This is a genomic window from Pseudomonas sp. 9Ag, from assembly GCF_902506445.1.
GTDB lineage: Bacteria > Pseudomonadota > Gammaproteobacteria > Pseudomonadales > Pseudomonadaceae > Stutzerimonas > Stutzerimonas stutzeri_AB.
Map to the genome: position 1 here is coordinate 2,316,453 of NZ_LR733836.1, position 18,328 is coordinate 2,334,780.

Annotated in this window: 18 protein-coding genes and 3 tRNA genes; 6 read left to right on the plus strand and 15 right to left on the minus strand. The window is 57.9% G+C overall.

The features are described from left to right. Positions 1 to 65: 65 nt before the first annotated feature. Both ALTERO38_RS10315 and ALTERO38_RS10320 read right to left on the minus strand, forming a co-directional pair. Complete coding sequence (locus tag ALTERO38_RS10315) at positions 66 to 353, minus strand: type II toxin-antitoxin system RelE/ParE family toxin (RefSeq protein ID WP_159968330.1); 288 nt, start codon at positions 351 to 353, stop codon at positions 66 to 68. Then, positions 343 to 582 (minus strand): type II toxin-antitoxin system RelB/DinJ family antitoxin, encoded by a 240-nt coding sequence (locus ALTERO38_RS10320; protein WP_159968331.1) that lies wholly within the window; start codon positions 580 to 582, stop codon positions 343 to 345. The genes ALTERO38_RS10315 and ALTERO38_RS10320 overlap by 11 nt, the downstream gene beginning before the upstream one ends. A gap of 405 nt (positions 583 to 987) precedes the next feature. Here ALTERO38_RS10320 and ALTERO38_RS21790 point away from each other — a divergent pair, with 405 nt between their 5' ends. Beyond that, the gene (locus ALTERO38_RS21790; RefSeq protein ID WP_372239413.1) at positions 988 to 1,095 is read left to right on the plus strand and encodes a helix-turn-helix transcriptional regulator; all 108 of its coding nucleotides are present in this window, start codon (positions 988 to 990) and stop codon (positions 1,093 to 1,095) included. Here the strand turns inward: ALTERO38_RS21790 and ALTERO38_RS10330 are convergent. The 4 genes from ALTERO38_RS10330 to ALTERO38_RS10345 all read right to left on the minus strand — a co-directional run bounded on the left by ALTERO38_RS10330 (position 1,046) and on the right by ALTERO38_RS10345 (position 2,782). Next, positions 1,046 to 2,296, minus strand: a complete 1,251-nt coding sequence (locus ALTERO38_RS10330; RefSeq protein ID WP_159968333.1) for an integrase arm-type DNA-binding domain-containing protein — start codon at positions 2,294 to 2,296, stop codon at positions 1,046 to 1,048. The genes ALTERO38_RS21790 and ALTERO38_RS10330 overlap by 50 nt on opposite strands. Positions 2,297 to 2,467: 171 nt before the next feature. Beyond that, positions 2,468 to 2,552, minus strand: a tRNA-Leu gene (locus ALTERO38_RS10335). 46 nt (positions 2,553 to 2,598) lie between these two features. Beyond that, positions 2,599 to 2,674, minus strand: a tRNA-His gene (locus ALTERO38_RS10340). A 31-nt stretch (positions 2,675 to 2,705) separates the two neighbouring features. Further along, a tRNA-Arg gene (locus ALTERO38_RS10345) sits at positions 2,706 to 2,782 on the minus strand. Between the two features lie 270 nt (positions 2,783 to 3,052). Between ALTERO38_RS10345 and folD the strand changes: the two genes are divergently transcribed. Then, the gene (gene folD, locus ALTERO38_RS10350) at positions 3,053 to 3,907 is read left to right on the plus strand and encodes a bifunctional methylenetetrahydrofolate dehydrogenase/methenyltetrahydrofolate cyclohydrolase FolD (RefSeq protein WP_159968334.1); all 855 of its coding nucleotides are present in this window, start codon (positions 3,053 to 3,055) and stop codon (positions 3,905 to 3,907) included. Between the two features lie 80 nt (positions 3,908 to 3,987). Here the strand turns inward: folD and ALTERO38_RS10355 are convergent, their stop codons facing one another. From ALTERO38_RS10355 to ALTERO38_RS10380, 6 genes are read right to left on the minus strand one after another with little or no spacing between them, the layout of a single operon-like run. After that, positions 3,988 to 5,727 carry an ABC transporter substrate-binding protein gene (locus ALTERO38_RS10355; protein WP_159968335.1) on the minus strand — a complete coding sequence of 580 codons (1,740 nt, stop codon included), beginning with the start codon at positions 5,725 to 5,727 and terminating at the stop codon, positions 3,988 to 3,990. A 42-nt stretch (positions 5,728 to 5,769) separates the two neighbouring features. Then, positions 5,770 to 6,042, minus strand: coding sequence for a DUF2160 domain-containing protein (locus ALTERO38_RS10360; RefSeq protein WP_159968336.1), 273 nt, complete (start codon positions 6,040 to 6,042; stop codon positions 5,770 to 5,772). A gap of 10 nt (positions 6,043 to 6,052) precedes the next feature. After that, positions 6,053 to 6,853 (minus strand): carbohydrate ABC transporter permease, encoded by an 801-nt coding sequence (locus ALTERO38_RS10365; RefSeq protein WP_159969680.1) that lies wholly within the window; start codon positions 6,851 to 6,853, stop codon positions 6,053 to 6,055. A 10-nt stretch (positions 6,854 to 6,863) separates the two neighbouring features. Next, complete coding sequence (locus ALTERO38_RS10370) at positions 6,864 to 7,727, minus strand: carbohydrate ABC transporter permease (protein WP_159968337.1); 864 nt, start codon at positions 7,725 to 7,727, stop codon at positions 6,864 to 6,866. Further along, the gene (locus ALTERO38_RS10375) at positions 7,724 to 8,821 is read right to left on the minus strand and encodes an ABC transporter ATP-binding protein (RefSeq protein ID WP_159968338.1); all 1,098 of its coding nucleotides are present in this window, start codon (positions 8,819 to 8,821) and stop codon (positions 7,724 to 7,726) included. Before ALTERO38_RS10375 ends, ALTERO38_RS10370 begins: the two co-directional genes overlap by 4 nt. A gap of 10 nt (positions 8,822 to 8,831) precedes the next feature. Then, a complete protein-coding gene (locus ALTERO38_RS10380) occupies positions 8,832 to 9,914 on the minus strand; it encodes an ABC transporter ATP-binding protein (protein ID WP_102835305.1) in 1,083 nt (360 codons plus the stop codon). A 219-nt stretch (positions 9,915 to 10,133) separates the two neighbouring features. Between ALTERO38_RS10380 and ALTERO38_RS10385 the strand changes: the two genes are divergently transcribed. After that, a complete protein-coding gene (locus tag ALTERO38_RS10385; protein WP_159968339.1) occupies positions 10,134 to 12,005 on the plus strand; it encodes a sigma-54-dependent Fis family transcriptional regulator in 1,872 nt (623 codons plus the stop codon). 171 nt (positions 12,006 to 12,176) lie between these two features. Here the strand turns inward: ALTERO38_RS10385 and cysS are convergent, their stop codons facing one another. Both cysS and ALTERO38_RS10395 read right to left on the minus strand, forming a co-directional pair. After that, complete coding sequence (gene cysS / locus ALTERO38_RS10390) at positions 12,177 to 13,562, minus strand: cysteine--tRNA ligase (protein WP_159968340.1); 1,386 nt, start codon at positions 13,560 to 13,562, stop codon at positions 12,177 to 12,179. After that, positions 13,562 to 15,232: a glutamine--tRNA ligase/YqeY domain fusion protein gene (locus tag ALTERO38_RS10395; protein ID WP_159968341.1), complete on the minus strand. Its 1,671-nt coding sequence runs from the start codon at positions 15,230 to 15,232 to the stop codon at positions 13,562 to 13,564. The genes cysS and ALTERO38_RS10395 overlap by 1 nt, the downstream gene beginning before the upstream one ends. Positions 15,233 to 15,417: 185 nt before the next feature. Here ALTERO38_RS10395 and ALTERO38_RS10400 point away from each other — a divergent pair, with 185 nt between their 5' ends. Together ALTERO38_RS10400 and lpxH are read left to right on the plus strand one after the other, a co-directional pair. Beyond that, on the plus strand, positions 15,418 to 15,912 hold the full coding sequence (locus tag ALTERO38_RS10400) for a peptidylprolyl isomerase (protein ID WP_019339172.1): 495 nt from the start codon (positions 15,418 to 15,420) through the stop codon (positions 15,910 to 15,912). A 6-nt stretch (positions 15,913 to 15,918) separates the two neighbouring features. Further along, positions 15,919 to 16,641, plus strand: a complete 723-nt coding sequence (gene lpxH / locus ALTERO38_RS10405; RefSeq protein WP_159968342.1) for a UDP-2,3-diacylglucosamine diphosphatase — start codon at positions 15,919 to 15,921, stop codon at positions 16,639 to 16,641. Between the two features lie 4 nt (positions 16,642 to 16,645). Here the strand turns inward: lpxH and ALTERO38_RS10410 are convergent, their stop codons facing one another. Beyond that, entirely contained in the window at positions 16,646 to 17,251 is a 606-nt protein-coding gene (locus ALTERO38_RS10410; RefSeq protein WP_159968343.1) for a tRNA-(ms[2]io[6]A)-hydroxylase, read from the minus strand. Positions 17,252 to 17,426: 175 nt separating this feature from the next. Here ALTERO38_RS10410 and ALTERO38_RS10415 point away from each other — a divergent pair, with 175 nt between their 5' ends. Beyond that, positions 17,427 to 18,290, plus strand: coding sequence for a universal stress protein (locus tag ALTERO38_RS10415; RefSeq protein WP_159968344.1), 864 nt, complete (start codon positions 17,427 to 17,429; stop codon positions 18,288 to 18,290). Positions 18,291 to 18,328 lie beyond the last annotated feature (38 nt).

Here is an 18,328-nt window from a genome sequence, read left to right on the forward strand (position 1 = left end):
GAAGGAGCGATTGCCTTCACCGGAAGCAATTTGAATCGAGTGTCGGGGGCCAGACATCCCCGCTGTTATTTGAGACGCCCAGCTGCCTTGCTATATGCCTGTTCGCGTTCACGGCGATCAACCGCAATCACAAACACCACCACCTCTTGGTCAAGCACCTGATACACCAAGCGGTAGCCGCTGCTTCGTAATTTGATCTTGTAGCAGTCCGGCAGCGAGCGGAGCCGATTAGCCTCAATTCGCGGATTCAGCAATACTTCTGCAAGCTTTTTCTTGAGCTGCTGGCGGACGGTGTCGCCAAGCTTTTGCCATTCTTTCAGTGCTCGCGCATCGAACTCGAGGCTATAGGTCATCCAGCGCAACCTTCACGCGCTGTGGACCCGCAAGACGCTCACGAACAGTGGCGATCATCGCTTCGTCTTCCTCGGTCATCAACACAGGTCGAAATGGTAGCTGTCCGCGCTCGGCCACATACTGCAGAGTTTGTCGCATCAGCTCAGAAGGGGTAATGCCGAGCTTTTCAAGTTCATGGTAGGCCCGGGCTTTCAGTTCATCATCGATACGGATATTTATAGAAGCCATGATGATAGACCTGTAATGACAATGGTCTTTACAATGACAGCTTTATTGTAACCAGGCAACCATTCCAAAGCCCCACGGTACGTCTTGCGTAACCTTCAGTTTGGCCTTCTGTCTCGACTCTCATGGTCCCGCTCGCCCATAGAGTTGGCACCTGCCAGCCCGCGCTCCGCCAAACAGGCGCCGTTTGGGTCTGGATGATCGCCATACTACGCCCACGGTCTCCCAAGCCGGTTTCTGCAGGTGAACGAGTCGATCAGCATGCATTCGTGCATGTCGCGCGCCCTGCTAAGAGGACATTTCATGAACCGTACCGAATTTCAGCCAGTTCTCACCACAAACCGCATGGTGGATGTCAAAACGCTGTCCCGGACAGTCGGCGTCAGCGTCCCAACGTTGTATCGCTGGATGGGCGAGTTGGACTTCCCGCGCCCAATCAAGCTTTCAGCCCGCTGCTCGCGTTGGCCTATGGCCGATGTCGAGGAATGGATCGAGAGTCGAAAGGCGTCGTCGTAGCGGCTAGATGGTCAAGGTAGTCGGCCCATCGCTGCATCATGTCCCGGCGTTGATCGACATACAGTGCATGGTTGTAGGCGCCGCGCACTTTGTTGTCGTCGGCATGAGACAGTTGCGCTTCAATCCATGGACTCGGATAGCCCATTTCATACAGAGCGGTAGACAGCGTGCCGCGAATTCCATGGCCCGTGAGCTTTTCTCCATATCCCATGCGCCTGATGGCGGTATTCAGCGTATTTTCGCTTAGCACCTTGCTCGGATCGTTACGGCCCGGAAGAAGCAGGTCGTACTGCCGAGTGAACACCTGAATAGCTTTGACCACCTCGACCGCCTGAGACGATAGAGGAACAAGATAATCCGGTACGTCGGCACCCTCTGCCTTCACCCGTTTGCGCAACTGTTTGACCGAGCCTGCAGGGATCGACCAGACCCGGCTGTTGAGGTCGAACTGCTCATGACGTGCGTGACGGATCTCCGCGGTCCGCACCCCAGTGAGCAACATCAGCTCCACCGCCAACCGGACCAGCAGCGAACCATGGTAGGTCCTAAGCGTCCGGACAAATTCGCCTAGCTCATCGAGCTGGAGCCAGGGATTGTGCTTAACCGGGGGCTGCTCAGCCGCAACGATGTCCAAATCCGTAGCAGGATTGAGCTCAACGTATTCGTGAACCATCGCGTACCGGAATATCTGATGCAGCCAGGTGCGTACCTTTTCTGCGACATTCAGAGCCCCACGTTCTTCTACTGCGCGGATTACTCTGAGAATGTCGGACCTTCGCACCTCTGCGATAGGGATATCCCCGATCAGCGGAAGGATGTCCTTGTCCAGATAACGTCGTGCTTGTGCTGCCGAACCCTTGCGGCCCTGCGTAAGACGAGGGGTTCGGAAGGCGTCCCAATCGTCAGCGACCTCGCGAAAAGGCTTTTTGTACACCTCGGTGTCCAATGCTGATTCGGAGGGGTCCAAACCGTCGGCAAGTCGGACTCGGCACTCATCCCGCTTCTCCCTCGCACGCTTGAGAGAGACCTCGGGATAAACGCCTAACGACATCTTTCGCTTTCTGCCTAGGTGGGTGTAGCGAAATGTCCAGTACTTGCTACCGTTGCGGTGCACGAGTAACGCCAGCCCGTTGCTGTCGCTGACCGTATAGTCCTTGCGCACCGGCTTTGCCTGTCTCACAGCGGTGTCTGAAAGCGCCATGTGTCCAAAAACCTCCGGTCACATTCGTTTGGGACACATTTTAGTACACCCTGATCCGCGCTGGCACGGTAGTTACTAAAAGAAGCTGATAATCAACAGGCACAAAAAAGCCCCTATTACGGGGCTTTCAGGGATTTCCGAGTCCTCGTGAGAGGCCTTGAAATCATGTGATGGTGCGGACGGAGAGACTCGAACTCTCACACCTTGCGGCGCCAGAACCTAAATCTGGTGTGTCTACCAATTTCACCACGTCCGCAAACTTCTAAACGAAAACGCCAGGCAGTGCCTGGCGTTCCGGAATATGGGGTGGACGATGGGGTTCGAACCCACGACCGCAGGAGCCACAATCCTGTGCTCTACCAACTGAGCTACGCCCACCATATTACCTTGCTTGTGCCAGAGCCCAAAATGGCGCACCCGGCAGGACTCGAACCTGCGACCATCCGCTTAGAAGGCGGATGCTCTATCCAACTGAGCTACGGGCGCTTTATATCTGCATTCGGCTGAGCGCAGACTTCAAGCTACGACCAGTGAAGGACTGACCTTCAAAAGCCGCCTTACCCAGCAGCAAGCTGTGCTCGACAAGCGGGGCGAATCTTAATGGCCTGACTTCACCTCGTCAACAGCTAAACCAAAAAAAATTCAGCCTGGTAAAGGAGTTACGGGAATCCCCCACCGGGTCGCCTTTGCCGAACGGTGCCGCCGTGCGAGAATGCGCGTCCTTTTTCAGTCCTTCTCGATGGTTAATCACGCGTCATGACCGCAAAACTGATCGACGGTAAACAGATCGCTGCCAATGTCCGCCAGCATATTGCCGGCCGGGTTGCCGAGCGCTCCAAGCAAGGTTTACGAGTACCTGGCCTGGCAGTGATTCTCGTGGGCACGGACCCGGCCTCTCAGGTCTATGTGGCGCACAAGCGCAAGGATTGCGAGGAGGTAGGATTCAAGTCCACCGCTCATGATCTTCCCGCTTCGACCAGCCAGGATGAACTCCTGGGTTTGATCGATCAGCTTAATGATGACCATTCGATCGATGGCATTCTCGTGCAGCTTCCGTTGCCTAAGCATCTGGATGCATCGCAACTGCTCGAACGCATTCGTCCGGACAAGGATGTGGATGGATTCCACCCCTATAACATCGGCCGTCTCGCCCAGCGGATGCCTTTGCTACGCCCCTGCACACCCAAAGGGATCATGACCCTACTCGAGAGCACTGGCGTTGACCTACATGGCCTCAACGCGGTGGTGGTAGGTGCGTCCAACATCGTCGGCAGGCCCATGGCGCTGGAATTATTGCTGGCAGGCTGCACAACAACCGTCACGCATCGCTTCACCAATGACCTGGCTGACCACGTCAAGCGCGCCGATCTGATTGTGGTCGCGACCGGCATCACGGGTCTTGTCAAAGGTGAATGGATCAAGGAAGGGGCCATCGTGATTGATGTGGGAATCAATCGCCAAGCCGACGGCAAGCTGGTGGGTGATGTCGAGTTCGATGTGGCTGTACAACGTGCCGGCTGGATTACCCCGGTTCCTGGCGGAGTGGGCCCGATGACCCGTGCGTGCCTGTTGGAAAACACGCTGCATGCCGCTGAACACCTGCATGACTGAAGCCTTCAACGCCTCCACATAAAGCGCGTCTAGAGCAAAACGGCACCCTCGGGTGCCGTTTTTTTTCCCATGGATCGCGACTACCGCGCCTGCTCCCACGACTTGATCAGCTCGTCGTAGCTGACTGTCTGCCCTTGTGGTTTTTCATTGTCCAGTTTGGGTTTGGGCGACCCTGGCTGGCTTAGCCAGTATTCCGGGTCACGTGGTTCGTTCAGCTTTGGCCCACACTTCGGTTGCACCTTGGCGCGTTCCAGTCGCGCCATCATGGTGTCCTGCGCTTCGGCAAGTCCGTCCAGCGCTTCCTGAGGCGTCTTGTCGCCACTGGCCGCTTCGGCGATGTACTGCCACCAGAGCTGCGCGAGACGTGGATAGTCCGGCACATTGGTTCCGGTCGGTGTCCACTGAACGCGTGCCGGGCTGCGATAGAACTCAACCAGACCGCCCAGTTTTGGCGCGGCCTCGGTCATGGCGTCTGAATTGATGTCGGACTCACGGATCGGCGTCAGCCCTACCAAGGTCTTTTTCAACGACACGGTTTTGGCCACGGTGAATTGCGCGTAGAGCCAGGCAGCCAGACGTCGCTGCTCCGGAGTCGAGTTCAGGAAGGTCCAGGAGCCCGCATCCTGATAGCCGAGCTTCATGCCCTCCTCCCAATACGGCCCTTTTGGCGACGGCGCCATCCGCCACTTCGGCGTGCCGTCTTCGTTCACCACCGGCAGACCCGGCTTGGTCATGTCAGCTGTAAAGGCGGTGTACCAGAAGATCTGCTGGGCGATGTTGCCCTGTGCCGGAACCGGTCCCGACTCGGAAAAGGTCATGCCCTGAGCTTCGCGCGGTGCGTATTCACGCATCCAATCGACATATTTCTGCGTTGCATAAACCGCCGCAGGGCCATTGGTGGCACCGCCGCGCGCAACGCTCGAGCCGACCGGGTGGCAATCCTCAACGCGGATGCCCCATTCGTCTACGGGCAAACCGTTTGGAAGCCCTTTGTCGCCGGCACCCGCCATGGAGAACCAGGCATCGGTGAAGCGCCAGCCAAGCGACGGATCCTTCTTGCCGTAGTCCATATGGCCGTAGACCCGCTGCCCGTCGATCTCCTTGACGTGTTTGCTGAAGAATTCAGCGATGTCTTCATAGGCGGACCAGTTCACTGGCACACCAAGCTCGTACCCGTAGCGCTCTTTGAACTGCTTTTTCAGTTCAGGCCGCTCGAACCAGTCAGCACGAAACCAGTAGAGGTTGGCGAACTGCTGGACCGGCAATTGGTAGATCTTGCCGTCGGGACCGGTGGTGAACGAGATACCAATGAAGTCGTCCAAGTCGAGTGTCGGGAGTGTGTAGTCCTTGGCCTCACCCTCGATCATGTCGCTGATAGCCACGGCCTTGCCATAACGGAAGTGCGTGCCGATCAGGTCCGAGTCGTTGATGTAGCCGTCGTAGATATTTTTGCCAGACTGCATCTGTGTCTGCAGCTTCTCGACGACATCGCCCTCCTGCATCAGGTCGTGCCGCAGCTTGATGCCTGTGATTTCACTGAATGCACGGGCCAAGGTCTTGGACTCGTATTCGTGCGTGGTGATGGTCTCCGATGCGACGTTGATTTCCATGCCGCGGAACGGCTCGGCCGCTTTGATGAACCAGCGCAGCTCTTCCATCTGCTGCTCGGGCGACAGGGTCGATGGATTGAATTCGGATTCGATCCATTTTTTCGCCGCATCCTCATAGGCATCGGCCCAAGCCGATGCTGAAATGCCGGACAACGTCAGCAGGGCCGCGAGCGCCATGCTATGTCGGGTGTTGTTTTTATTCTCGAACATACACACCTCCTTTGGGTTTTTCGGAGGGATGAACCCGAAGGCTCAGCCCCAGCGCATCACTGCAAACAACCAGACGAGAGACAGCGCGGACGCTATCCAGATGCTCCAGTCGGTCAGGCCGATCAGCAGAAGATGCCAATAGGCGCTGCCCAGAAGTCCTATAAACAGTCGATCGCCGCGCGTGGTGACGATGGGCAGAAAGCCTTTACGCGGCAGACAGGGTCGCCGCAGTTCCCATGCGCTCATACACGCCAGCATCAAGCCGATCACAGCAAAGAAGGCTGCTGTAGGGGTGGTCCAGGCCATCCAGTTCATCTGAGGTCTCCTATACCCGGCCAAGGGCAAAGCCCTTGGCGACATGATTGCGAACAAACCAGATCACCAGCATGCCGGGCAGAATCGTCAGCACGCCGGCAGCCGCCAGAACGCCCCAGTCGATCCCCGATGCCGAAACGGTTCGCGTCATCACCGAAACGATCGGCTTGGCGTCAACCGAAGTCAGCGTGCGCGCCAGCAGCAGCTCCACCCAGGAAAACATGAAGCAGAAGAAAGCCGTGACGCCGATGCCTGAGCCAATCAGCGGAATGAAGAGCTTCACGAAGAATTTCGGAAAGCTGTAGCCGTCGATGTAAGCCGTTTCATCGATTTCCTTGGGTACACCGGACATGAACCCCTCAAGAATCCACACCGCCAATGGCACATTGAACAGGCAATGCGCGAGCGCCACGGCGATATGCGTATCGAACAGTCCGATCGATGAGTAAAGCTGAAAGAAAGGCAACAAGAAGACGGCCGGTGGCGCCATCCGATTGGTCAGCAGCCAGAAGAACAGGTGCTTGTCACCGAGAAACCGAAACCGAGAAAAGGCATAGGCGGCGGGCAGCGCGACGGCCAGCGAAATGATCGTGTTCAGGCACACGTAATACAGAGAGTTGATATAGCCGCTGTACCAGCTTCGGTCGGTGAAGATCACCCGGTAGTTTTCCAGCGTGAACGCCTGCGGCCAGAGCGTCAGCCCACCGAGAATCTCGGTGTTGCTCTTGAACGACATGTTGATCAGCCAGTAGATCGGCACCATCAGAAACGCGATGTAGACGATCAGTACGACTCGCTTGCGCAGGTTCATCAGCAGACCCTCATTTTTGATCGCCATGGGTCATGGCCGTGTAGAACAACCAGGACACCAGCAGGATGATCAGGAAGTAGATCAGCGAGAACGCCGCAGCCGGCCCCAGATCGAACTGGCCGACCGCCATTTTAGTCAGGGTCTGGCTGAGGAAGGTCGTTGCATTGCCCGGCCCACCACCGGTGAGCACGAAAGGCTCGGTATAGATCATGAAGCTGTCCATGAAGCGCAACATCACGGCGATCAGCAGCACGCTCTTGAGCTTGGGCAGCTGTATGTAGCGAAACACCGCCCAGCTCGACGCCCGGTCGATGCGAGCCGCCTGGTAATAGGCATCGGGAATGGCTCGCAGGCCCGAGTAACACAGCAGCGCGACCAGCGATGTCCAGTGCCAGACGTCCATCACCAGCACCGTCAGCCAGGCATCCCTTGTATTGGATGCATAGTTGTAGCTGATGCCCAGCTCGCGAAGGCTGTAACCCAGCAAACCGATATCCGCGCGGCCGAAGATCTGCCAGATGGTTCCCACCACGTTCCATGGAATCAACAGCGGGATCGCCATCACGATCAGGCACAGCGAAGCCCAGCGTCCACGTGTCGGCATCGCCAGCGCAACCGCAATCCCGAGCGGGATCTCGATCAACAGTACGCAGCCCGAAAAAATGAACTGCCGCAGCAGCGAATCGTGTAGCCGGGGATCATTGAGTATCTGCCGGTACCAATCCGCACCAACGAAGAAGCGTGTCGAGGGGTCGAAGATATCCTGCACCGAATAGTTCACCACGGTCATCATCGGCAGGATGGCGCTGAAAGCGACCAGCAGGAAAACCGGCAGCACCAGCCACCATGCGCGATTGTCATGAGTCTTGGTCATGGCAGCTCCTCCACCAGCTTGTCGTCGGCGTAGAGCATCAACCACTGCGCCGGGAAGCCCACCCAGGCCTCACCTTTCGGAACCGCTTGATCCTCGGGCAAGCGCGCCTTGATCAGATGCCCTTGCAGACGAAGCGTGAGGATCTTGTAAGTGCCCAGATCCTCGACGCGTACTGCCTCGGCCTGCATTGCGCCAGCACCTGGCTCCTCGCTGACCTGAACGAACTCGGGACGGATGCCAAGCTGCAGGCGACTTGTAGCCAAGCCCGGGAGGCGCGCGGCCAGCGCACCCGAAAGAGGGAGGTGCAGGCCATTGAAACCGACCCCTCCGTCCTGAGCATCCACCTCGATAAGGTTCATCCCAGGGCTGCCTACAAAATAACCAACAAAGGTGTGCTGGGGCCGCTCGAAGAGTTCTCGCGGCGTGCCGAACTGGACAATCTGTCCGCCGTACATCACTGCAATCTTGTCAGCGAACGTCGACGCCTCCAGCTGGTCATGCGTGACGTAAATCATGGTGATATTGAACTGCTCATGGATCTGCTTGAGCTTGCGTCTCAGCTTCCACTTGAGATGTGGATCGATGACAGTAAGCGGCTCGTCAAAGAGGATCGCCGAGACGTCGTCCCTGACCAGGCCCCGCCCCATAGAGACCTTCTGCTTCTCATCGGCCGTCAGGTTGTGAGCTTTTCGTTTAAGCAGTGGGTGGAGGTCCAGCACCTCGGCAATTTCATGCACTTTGCTGGTGATGCGCGCCTCGGCGATGCCTTGATTGCGCAGCGGGAAAGCCAGATTGTCGAAGACGGTCATGGTGTCGTAGACGACCGGAAACTGAAAAACCTGGGCGATGTTGCGTTGCTGCGGCGTCAGGGCGTTCACCTTGCGCGTATCGAACAGCACCTCGCCCTCGGACGGGCTGAGCAATCCTGAGATGATGTTGAGCAAGGTCGACTTGCCGCATCCAGACGGACCCAGCAGCGCATAGGCACCGCCCTGCTCCCACACGTGGTCCATCTCACGGATCGCATAGTCGGCAGCGCCCTGCGGCTGGCTGCTATAGCTGTGCGCAAGATTCTGCAAACGAATTTCTGCCATAACGATGCCCTCAGCCGCGTCGAGACGGTGCCTGGGCCAGCCGGCCCGAGGCATCGAAGACGAACAATTTGTGAGTCGGGATATAGACGCGGATCGGCGAATCGACGTGATAGTCGTGAACGCCTTGCAGGTGCAGCACCAGGCTGAGGTGTTCGTTGCGCACATGTAGAAAGGTTTCCGAGCCGCTGATTTCTGCCAGCTCGACCAGGCCGGACACTTCCAGATCATCGTCATTGGACGGCACCAGACCGATATGACTGGGCCGAATCCCGAAGCGATACTCGCCCTTTTCCAACCCACTCAGGTCGCTGTTGAGCGGGAAATGCATGCGATCTTGAAGACTCACCTCGTTCGCGGCGATCCGCCCGGGCACCAGGTTGATCGGTGGCTCGGAGAACAGCTCGGCACTGAGCACCTGGCTGGGGCGGTGATACACCGCTGACGTCGGTCCGCTCTGTATCACTCGACCTTCGTGCAAAACGGTTGCGGTCCCGCCTAGCGCGAGAGCCTCGTTCGGCTCAGTGGTTGCGTACACCGCGATACTGCGGCGAGTTTTGAACAGCTCGCGCATCTCCTGACGGAGCTCTTCGCGCAATTTGTAATCGAGGTTTACCAGCGGCTCATCAAACAGGACCAGATCGGCGTCTTTAACCAAGGCTCGCGCCATTGCAGTTCGCTGCTGCTGCCCCCCGGAGAGCTCCAGTGGGTGTTTGTGCAGGAAGGCTTCGATGTGCAACATCTCGGCGGTTTCGCGCACCTTGCGTTCGATTTCCGCTTTACCCACACCGGCCTGTCGCAACGGTGACGCGATGTTCTCGTATACGGTCAACGTCGGGTAGTTGATGAACTGCTGGTAAACCATCGACACATTGCGCTTGCGTACCGGAACCCCGGTTACGTCAGCGCCGTTCATTACGATTCGCCCCCGGGTAGGCTTGTCGAGCCCCGCCATGAGTCGCATCAGCGACGTTTTTCCCGACAGGGTTCGACCGATCAGCACGTTGAACGAGCCAGGTTCGAAACTCAGGCTGGCGTCGTCGATGTGCAGCTGACCGTCGACGGTTTTGGTGACGTGTTCCAGGGTGAGGGACATGCCGCATCCTTCTAGTTGTTATGGAAGGATCCAGAGCGATATCCATGCCAGTTACGCTGTACCGCTCTAGCGCGCGGTCCTCTGCGCAGACTGCAGTTGTTAAGTGTTCAAAATGAACATTTCTGAACATTGACAGTGAACAAAAATGAACAAGACTGTTCATGGCACCGACTGCGGCAAACATCAAAACAACAAAAACATGCAGCGATAAGAGGCAACATGGCCAACCCCGCCCAGCCCATCTCACACCAGGCTCTGGTAGAAGGTTCCTGGAGCCGTTGCGAACGCTACGGACTGAACCCACTCAGCATTCCAAGCTTCGGCGACCCGACGGAGCGAGACGTCAGTGCACTGCTGGAGCGTCAGCGAAACCTGGTCTACACCACACAGCGCGAAGTACTTCCTTATTACGAGAACATCCTTTCGAATTCGAGCTGCCTGATCCTGCTGGCGGACAGTGCGGGTCAACTGCTCGAGTCCTGGGGCGACCGGCGCTTCGTCGAGCCTGCGCAGCAGAGAGGATTCAAGCCGGGCGCCAGCTGGATGGAGCGGGATACCGGGACCAATGCGATCGGCACCGCATTGGCCAGCGGGCAGGCGGTACATATCCAGCGAGACGAGCACTTTCTCAAGGCCAATCGTTATCTGTCCGGCGCGGCGTCACCTATCTATGACGCACAACGCCAGCTGATCGCCGTGCTCGACGTATCCAGCGACAGCTACCTGCCGCCGTCGCACACGCTGGGCATGGTCAAGATGATGAGTCAGTCTGTGGAAAACCGGCTGATCCTCAACCTGTTCCGCGACGACTATTTTCAGCTGACCTTCAACACCGGCCAGGACAATCTTGATAGCCAGTGGGCCGGCTTGCTGGTTTTCGACGAGTCCGGGCTGATCGTCTCAGCCAATCGCCGGGCAGACAATCTGCTTGGGTTAGCACTTACCCGGAGCCGCATCGACAGGCTGTTCGACGTTCCTCTGCAGCAGCTGCTCAGTCAGCCGGAAGATCAGCCGATGCTGCTACGAACAACCGGCAATCATCGTTTTCATGGCCTGGTTCGACGCCCGCAAAAGCCCTTGGTCCAACCTCGTGATTTCCGGAATACAGCAACCAAACCCGCCCGCACCCTGGACCTTGCGAGCATCGACCAAGGCGACCCGCAGGTTCATAAGGTAATTGGCCAGGCGCAGCTCATGCTGGAAAAGGACATTCCGATTCTGGTCAATGGGGAAACGGGCGTCGGCAAGGAAGTGCTGGTCAAAGCACTGCATGCTGCCAGCTCAAGGGCAAACGCTCCGTTGATCGCCGTTAACTGCGCGGCGATTCCCAGCGAGCTGATCGAATCCGAACTCTTCGGCTACGAAAAAGGCGCGTTTACCGGCGCACATCAGAAAGGAAGCCTCGGCCTGATCCGCAAAGCAGACGGTGGCGTGCTGTTTCTCGACGAGATCGGGGATATGCCGCTGAGCTTGCAGGCGCGCCTGTTGCGCGTCTTGCAGGAGCGCAGCGTTCAGCCACTGGGCGGTGGTGAGCCCTATCCAGTCGACTTTCGATTGATCTGTGCAACCAACCGTTCGCTGCGCAAGGAGGTTGAAAGTGGTCATTTTCGTCAGGACTTGTTTTATCGGGTCAGCGGCCTAAGCGTTGAATTGCCACCCCTTAGAGCGCGCCACGACAAGCATGCGCTTTTCCAGCAGATATGGGAGCAGTACCGGGAGCCCGAGCAGTGGGCCGGGTTCAGTCCAGAAGTGCAGCGTGTGCTGCACAGTCACCCTTGGCCGGGAAACATCCGCCAGCTAAGCAGTGTTGTGCAGGTTGCGCTGGCATTGGCTCAAGATCAACCGATCCGTCTGGAACACTTACCGGATGATTTTCTTGCTGATACGGACTTAAGGCCGACGAACCAAAGCAATGCCGGGCCGTCTCTGCCGACAGACAAGATGCCGTCGTTTCCGATACCTGCGAATGAGCCGCTCCGCGCACAGTTCGAAGCCTGTCGTGGCAACGTTTCGCACCTGGCCCGGCATCTCGGCGTGAGCCGTAACACCCTATACAAGCGCTTACGAGCCGAAGGGCTTTATCCAACATAGGCTTGCTGGGAGGCGAGCTTCCTACAGAAATGAGAATGACCTAACCAAGGCGCCGAATGCGCCAGCATGCCGCCTGAACCGGTTATCACAGCGAACATCGCAGACAACGAATGAAAAGACCGCATCCAGGCGCGTGCAGCCTGAAATGCGGCCTGTAACTGACAGTGCGCTCTAGTCGCCAAGTCGCCAGGTTGTGCCGCCCTTCCCGTCTTCGAGAACGACACCCATGTCGGTCAGTTGGTCGCGAATCCGGTCTGACTCCGCCCAGTTCTTATCGGCGCGAGCGTGGAGGCGTGCGGCAATCAACGCTTCTACCTCAGCGGCATCCACCTTGCCTTCAGCCCCTGCTTGCAGGAAAGCGTCTGGATCCACCTGCAATATACCGAGCACGTTGGCGAGCTCTTTGAGTTGGGCCGCAAGGCCAGCCGCAGCCTGCAGTTCCGTATCGCGCAGACGGTTGATCTCGCGAGCCATCTCGAACAGTACCGCGCAGGCCTCGGGTGAGTTGAAGTCGTCATCCATTGCCTCGCCAAAGCGAGCAGCGAAGGTATCGCCACCCTGCGCTGTTGCCTCAGGCAGGCCTCTGAGGGCGGTGTAGAACCGCTCCAGGGCGCCCTTGGCTTCCTTCAAACTGTCTTCGGAATAATTGATCGGGCTGCGATAGTGGCTTGAGACAAGCAGGTAGCGAACCACTTCCGGCTGGTACTTCTCCAGCACTTCTCGGATGGTGAAGAAGTTGCCTAACGACTTCGACATCTTCTCGCCGTCGACACGGACGGCACCGGCATGCATCCAGGTATTGGCGTACTGCTTGCCAGTTGCAGCCTCACTCTGGGCGATCTCGTTCTCGTGATGCGGAAATACCAGGTCAGGCCCACCGCCATGAATATCAAAAGTGTCGCCCAGGCAGCAGGTGGACATGACGGAGCATTCGATGTGCCAGCCCGGACGGCCTGCGCCCCAAGGCGATCCCCAACTCGGCTCGCCCGGCTTGGCGGCCTTCCAGAGCACGAAATCCAACGGATCTTCCTTGGCTTCGTCGACCTCGATACGCGCCCCGACCTTGAGGTCTTCGATCTTGCGCCGCGACAACTTACCGTAGCCGGCAAACTTGCCAACCCGGTAGTACACGTCGCCATTGCCCGGTGCGTAGGCAAAACCCTTGTCGATCAGCGTCTGGATCATGCCGTGCATGCCAGCGATGTGGTCGGTAGCCCGAGGTTCGATGTCCGGACGCAGCACGTTGAGCCGTGCCTCGTCGTCATGCATGGCCGCGATCATGCGGCCTGTCAGCGCCTCGAAGGTTTCGTCATTCTCCTGAGCTCGGCGAATGATCTTGTCGTCGATGTCGGTAATGTTGCGCACATAGGTCAAGTCGTAACCGCTCTGACGCAGCCAGCGCGAGATGACATCAAACGCCACCATGACCCGTGCATGACCGATATGGCAGAAGTCATAGACAGTCATGCCGCAGACGTACATACGCACCTGGTTTCCGCTCAATGGCTTGAGCGGTTCCTTGGTTTTACTCAGCGTGTTGTAGATCGCCAGCGCCATTACTGGCCTCCCCAGGAATCACGCAGCGTTACGGTACGGTTGAATACCATCGCGTCCGGCCGGCTGTCCTTGCGGTCAACACAGAAGTAGCCTTCACGCTCGAACTGGAAGCGATCCTCAGCCTCGGCAGAGGCCAGCGATGGCTCGGCGCGGCAGCCTTTCAGCACCACTAGCGAATCCGGGTTGATGTTATCCAGGAAGCTGCCGCCGTCTTCATCCTTCTCGGGGTTAGCCGAGCGGAACAGGCGATCGTACAAACGCACTTCGCACTCGACGCTCTCAGCAGCCGGCACCCAGTGAATGACGCCTTTGACCTTGCGGCCCTCGGGGTTCTTGCCCAGCGTGTTCTCGTCGTAGGTGCAGCGCAGTTCGATGATGTTGCCCTGCTCGTCCTTGACCGCTTCATCGGCACGGATCACATAACTGCCACGCAGACGCACTTCCCCGCCCGGAATCAGCCGTTTGAACCCGGCCGGCGGCACCTCTTCGAAATCGGTGGCGTCAATGTAGATTTCCCGCGAGAAAGGCAGCTGGCGCACGCCCATGTCGTGCTTTGGATGGCGCGGCAGCTCCAGATTCTCAGTCTGACCCTCGGGATAATTGGTGATGACGACCTTCAACGGCTTGAGTACGCACATGGCCCGCGGCGCGTTGGCGTCCAGATCTTCACGAATCGCAAACTCGAGCATACCGATATCGACCACGCCGCCCGCGCGGTTCACGCCGATCATGTCGCAGAAGGTACGAATCGACGCTGGGGTATAACCGCGTCGACGATAGCCTGTGAGCGTCGACATGCGCGGATCGTCCCAGCCGCTGACGTGCTTTTCATCAACCAGCTGCTTGAGCTTGCGCTTGCTGGTGATGGTGTAGTTCAGGTTCAGCCGCGCGAATTCATACTGGCGCGGACGCGCCGGCACCGGGAGGTTCTCAAGGAACCACTCGTAGAGTGGGCGATGGTCTTCGAACTCGAGGGTGCAGACCGAGTGAGTAACGCCTTCGATGGCGTCCGACTGGCCATGGGTGAAGTCGTAGCTCGGGTAGATGCACCAGTCGTTTCCGGTCTGGTGGTGATGGGCATGGCGAATCCGGTAGAGGATCGGATCGCGCAGATTCATGTTCGGCGAGGCCATGTCGATCTTGGCGCGCAGCGCCTTGGCGCCGTCCGCAAACTCTCCAGCCTTCATCCGCGCGAACAGATCCAGATTCTCTTCCGCCGAGCGATCGCGGAACGGGCTGTTCTTGCCCGGTTCGGTCAGGCTGCCGCGGTACTCTCGGGCTTGCTCTGGCGTCAGGTCGCAAACGTAAGCCTTGCCCGCCTTGATCAGCTCGATAGCCCAATCATGCAGCTGGCCGAAGTAGTTCGAAGCGTAGCGCTCTTCGCCCGCCCACTGAAAACCGAGCCACTGAACATCGCTCTTGATCGCATCGATGTATTCCTGGTCTTCTTTCGCCGGGTTGGTGTCATCGAAACGGAGATTGCACTCGCCACAAAACTCCTTCGCCAGACCGAAGTTCAGGCAGATCGACTTGGCATGGCCGATATGCAGGTAGCCATTGGGCTCTGGCGGGAAGCGGGTGATGATCTTGGCATGCTTACCCGATTCCAGGTCGGCCTGGACGATCGGGCGGAGAAAATTGGTGGCTGCGGTAGTCTCAGGCTTGCTCATGGTGTCCTTAACGATCTGCGAGTGTGCGGCTCAGGGTAGGCCCGCCAAATCAAAGCGCCTATCATAGCGGACCCGTCAACCCCCTGACAGAGCAAAGCGCCTGCCGTGCAGCGCCCTTCAGCCGCAGCGCTTACCCATTGTCGGCACGACGCGACCTTCCCTCTTCTTCATTAGGACGACTTTCAATGATCAAGCTTCATACCAATCACGGCGTTATCACCGTCAAACTCTTCGAAGACAAGGCTCCCGAGACAACCGCCAACTTCAAGGAATACGTCAAGAGCGGCCATTACGACGGCACCATTTTCCATCGCGTGATCAGCAATTTCATGATTCAGGGTGGTGGTTTCGAATCCGGCATGAAGCAGAAAGCAACCCGCGCGCAGATCAAGAACGAAGCCAACAACGGCCTTTCCAACAAGACAGGCACGCTGGCCATGGCGCGCACGATGGAGCCACACTCGGCGTCCGCCCAGTTCTTTATCAACGTCAAGGACAACGACTTCCTCGACCACACCGCGCCGACCGTTCAGGGCTGGGGTTACGCGGTATTTGGTGAAGTGGTTGAAGGCATGGACGTGGTCGAAAAGATCAAAGGCGTGCCCACCACCATGAAGTCCGGCCATCAGGACGTTCCGGTGGAAGACGTAGTGATCGAGAAAGCCGAGATCGTCGAGTAACTTGCATTGATTCTGTTGATCTCAGATCTGCACCTCGAAGAAAAGCGCCCGGATATCACCCGGGCGTTTCTTCGTTTCCTGGAGACACGTGCAGCCCAAGCCGAGGCGCTCTATATCCTTGGCGACTTTTTTGAGGTCTGGGTCGGCGATGACGGCATGTCGCCGTTCCAGCATGAAATAGCCCGGGCGCTGAATGCGCTGAGTCAGGGTGGGACGCGTGTCTACCTGATGCACGGCAACCGCGACTTCATGATCGGCAAGGCGTTCTGTCGCGAGGCCGGGTGCACACTGCTGGCCGATCCGCATATTGCACAGATTGGTGGCGAGCGGGTACTGCTGACCCATGGCGACAGTCTATGCACGCGTGACGAAGGCTATATGCGCTTACGGCGCTGGCTGCGCAATCCGCTCAGCCTCTTCATCCTGCATAATCTTTCCCTCGCCAAGCGTCAGAAGCTGGCGCAGAAACTGCGCTCAAGCAGCAAGGAAGAGACGCGCATGAAGGCCAGCGACATCGTCGACGTGACGCCAGACGAAGTCATCAAGATCATGCAACGTCACAAAGTCCGCACCTTGATCCACGGCCACACCCACCGACCAGCAACCCATTCGATACAGATCGACGGTCAATCTGCCGTGCGCATCGTGCTGGGTGACTGGGATCGCCAGGGCTGGGCGTTGCAGGTCGATGAGGCAGGCCTTCACCAAGCGCCATTCGACCTGACCTGAACCGTCAAGCGGCGCTCGGTACGCCGCTGTGGAAACGGAACTCGGAGTCAGGGCTTTCGATCAGTTCGCGCTCACGTTCACGAACGCGCACGATGGTTGCATCGATGTCCGCCGCCTCTCCATAGAGGTAGGCCAGCTTCAGGTAATCCTGAAAGTGCCTCGCTTCAGACTTTAGCAGCCCGTGGTAGAACCGCCCGAGCTCGTCGTCGAGGTGTGGCACCAGCATCGCAAAACGCTCACAAGAGCGAGCTTCGATGAATGCGCCAATCACCAGCGTATCGGTTAGCCGGTAGGGTTCGTGGTTGCGTACCAACTCGCGCAAAACGGCGGCATAACGGGACGAGCCGATATTGCGCAAACCGATTTCGCGCTTGCGGATGAGCGAGAGCACTTGCTCGAAATGCCGCAATTCTTCTCTGGCCAAACGCGACATTTTGTTCTGCAAGTCGGGCTTATCGACGTAGCGAAACATCAACTGGAAGGCCGCGCCCGCAGCCTTCTTCTCGCAGTTGCCATGATCGATCAGCATCACGTCCTGGTTCTGCAGCGCAACGTCGACCCACGCCGAAGGTGTCACACAGCCAAGGAATTCATTCAGTTCAGGGAGCATGAGGTCTTGGTATTCATGAAGGAAATGAAAGCGGCGGGGCCGCATGAAGTCGTTCGCCCGCCGCGCATTATACGAGCCCGGCAATCAACGACCAGCGCTGCTTGATATGGATCAGTGGCTGTCGTGCAACCCTTGTCTATAGTGAAACCGTCCGATCACCCAAACGGAGCCGATCATGCAAGCCATACGCTGCATCCTCGTGGTAATTGACCCGAAACTTTCCGAAAACCTGGCGTTAAAAAGAGCGCGGCTGATTTCCAGCGTCAGCCAGTCCCGGTTGCACTTGCTGATCTGCGACGCCAAACAGGACCACAGCAGCTACCTTGAGAGCTTGCGTCAAGAGCTCGAAGACCAAGGCCACGCCGTCACGGCAGGTCAGGCCTGGCATGAGAACCTTCACCAGACCATCATCAGCGCTCAGCAAGCCGAAGGCTGTGGCCTGGTGATCAAACAGCATATTGCCGACAACCCACTGAAACGCGCCCTGCTGACGCCTGATGACTGGAAGTTATTGCGCTATTGCCCCTGCCCGGTGCTGATGGTCAAAACCGAAGCGCCGTGGACGGGCGGCAACATTCTCGCCGCAGTAGATGTTGGCAATGCCGACATCGAGCATCGGACACTTCACTCCAGCATCATCAACTATGGCTACCAGATTGCATCGCTCGCCGAGGGCACTTTGCATGTGATCAGCGCTCATCCGTCGGCGATGCTGTCCTCCGCTGATCCCGCGTTTCAGCTCAAGGAAACGATAGAAGCCCGCTACCGCAACGCTTGCCGGCAATTTCAGACCGAGTTCGACATACCTGACGGCCAGCTGCACATCGAGGAAGGGCCTGCGGACGCTCTGATCCCTCGCGTGTGCCACCAGCTTCAGGCTGCCGTAACGGTCATCGGTACTGTCGCCCGAACTGGATTCTCCGGAGCCCTGATGGGCAACACTGCAGAGGTAGTGCTCGACACACTGGAAAGTGATGTTCTGGTGCTCAAGCCAGAAGACATCATCGACCACCTTGAAGAGCTCGTGGCCCGCCGCTAGGGCCATAAGCCGAGGTTGGCCAACACCTTCCTCGGCTA

What these genes read in the sequence shown, in the direction of transcription:
- ALTERO38_RS10315 (WP_159968330.1), bottom strand. Translation starts at nt 353, where the DNA reads ATGACCTATAGCCTCGAGTTCGATGCGCGAGCACTGAAAGAATGGCAA.
- ALTERO38_RS10320 (WP_159968331.1), bottom strand. Translation starts at nt 582, where the DNA reads ATGGCTTCTATAAATATCCGTATCGATGATGAACTGAAAGCCCGGGCC.
- ALTERO38_RS21790 (WP_372239413.1), top strand. Translation starts at nt 988, where the DNA reads ATGGGCGAGTTGGACTTCCCGCGCCCAATCAAGCTTTCAGCCCGCTGC.
- ALTERO38_RS10330 (WP_159968333.1), bottom strand. Translation starts at nt 2,296, where the DNA reads ATGGCGCTTTCAGACACCGCTGTGAGACAGGCAAAGCCGGTGCGCAAG.
- folD (WP_159968334.1), top strand. Translation starts at nt 3,053, where the DNA reads ATGACCGCAAAACTGATCGACGGTAAACAGATCGCTGCCAATGTCCGC.
- ALTERO38_RS10355 (WP_159968335.1), bottom strand. Translation starts at nt 5,727, where the DNA reads ATGTTCGAGAATAAAAACAACACCCGACATAGCATGGCGCTCGCGGCC.
- ALTERO38_RS10360 (WP_159968336.1), bottom strand. Translation starts at nt 6,042, where the DNA reads ATGAACTGGATGGCCTGGACCACCCCTACAGCAGCCTTCTTTGCTGTG.
- ALTERO38_RS10365 (WP_159969680.1), bottom strand. Translation starts at nt 6,853, where the DNA reads ATGAACCTGCGCAAGCGAGTCGTACTGATCGTCTACATCGCGTTTCTG.
- ALTERO38_RS10370 (WP_159968337.1), bottom strand. Translation starts at nt 7,727, where the DNA reads ATGACCAAGACTCATGACAATCGCGCATGGTGGCTGGTGCTGCCGGTT.
- ALTERO38_RS10375 (WP_159968338.1), bottom strand. Translation starts at nt 8,821, where the DNA reads ATGGCAGAAATTCGTTTGCAGAATCTTGCGCACAGCTATAGCAGCCAG.
- ALTERO38_RS10380 (WP_102835305.1), bottom strand. Translation starts at nt 9,914, where the DNA reads ATGTCCCTCACCCTGGAACACGTCACCAAAACCGTCGACGGTCAGCTG.
- ALTERO38_RS10385 (WP_159968339.1), top strand. Translation starts at nt 10,134, where the DNA reads ATGGCCAACCCCGCCCAGCCCATCTCACACCAGGCTCTGGTAGAAGGT.
- cysS (WP_159968340.1), bottom strand. Translation starts at nt 13,562, where the DNA reads ATGGCGCTGGCGATCTACAACACGCTGAGTAAAACCAAGGAACCGCTC.
- ALTERO38_RS10395 (WP_159968341.1), bottom strand. Translation starts at nt 15,232, where the DNA reads ATGAGCAAGCCTGAGACTACCGCAGCCACCAATTTTCTCCGCCCGATC.
- ALTERO38_RS10400 (WP_019339172.1), top strand. Translation starts at nt 15,418, where the DNA reads ATGATCAAGCTTCATACCAATCACGGCGTTATCACCGTCAAACTCTTC.
- ALTERO38_RS10410 (WP_159968343.1), bottom strand. Translation starts at nt 17,251, where the DNA reads ATGCTCCCTGAACTGAATGAATTCCTTGGCTGTGTGACACCTTCGGCG.
- ALTERO38_RS10415 (WP_159968344.1), top strand. Translation starts at nt 17,427, where the DNA reads ATGCAAGCCATACGCTGCATCCTCGTGGTAATTGACCCGAAACTTTCC.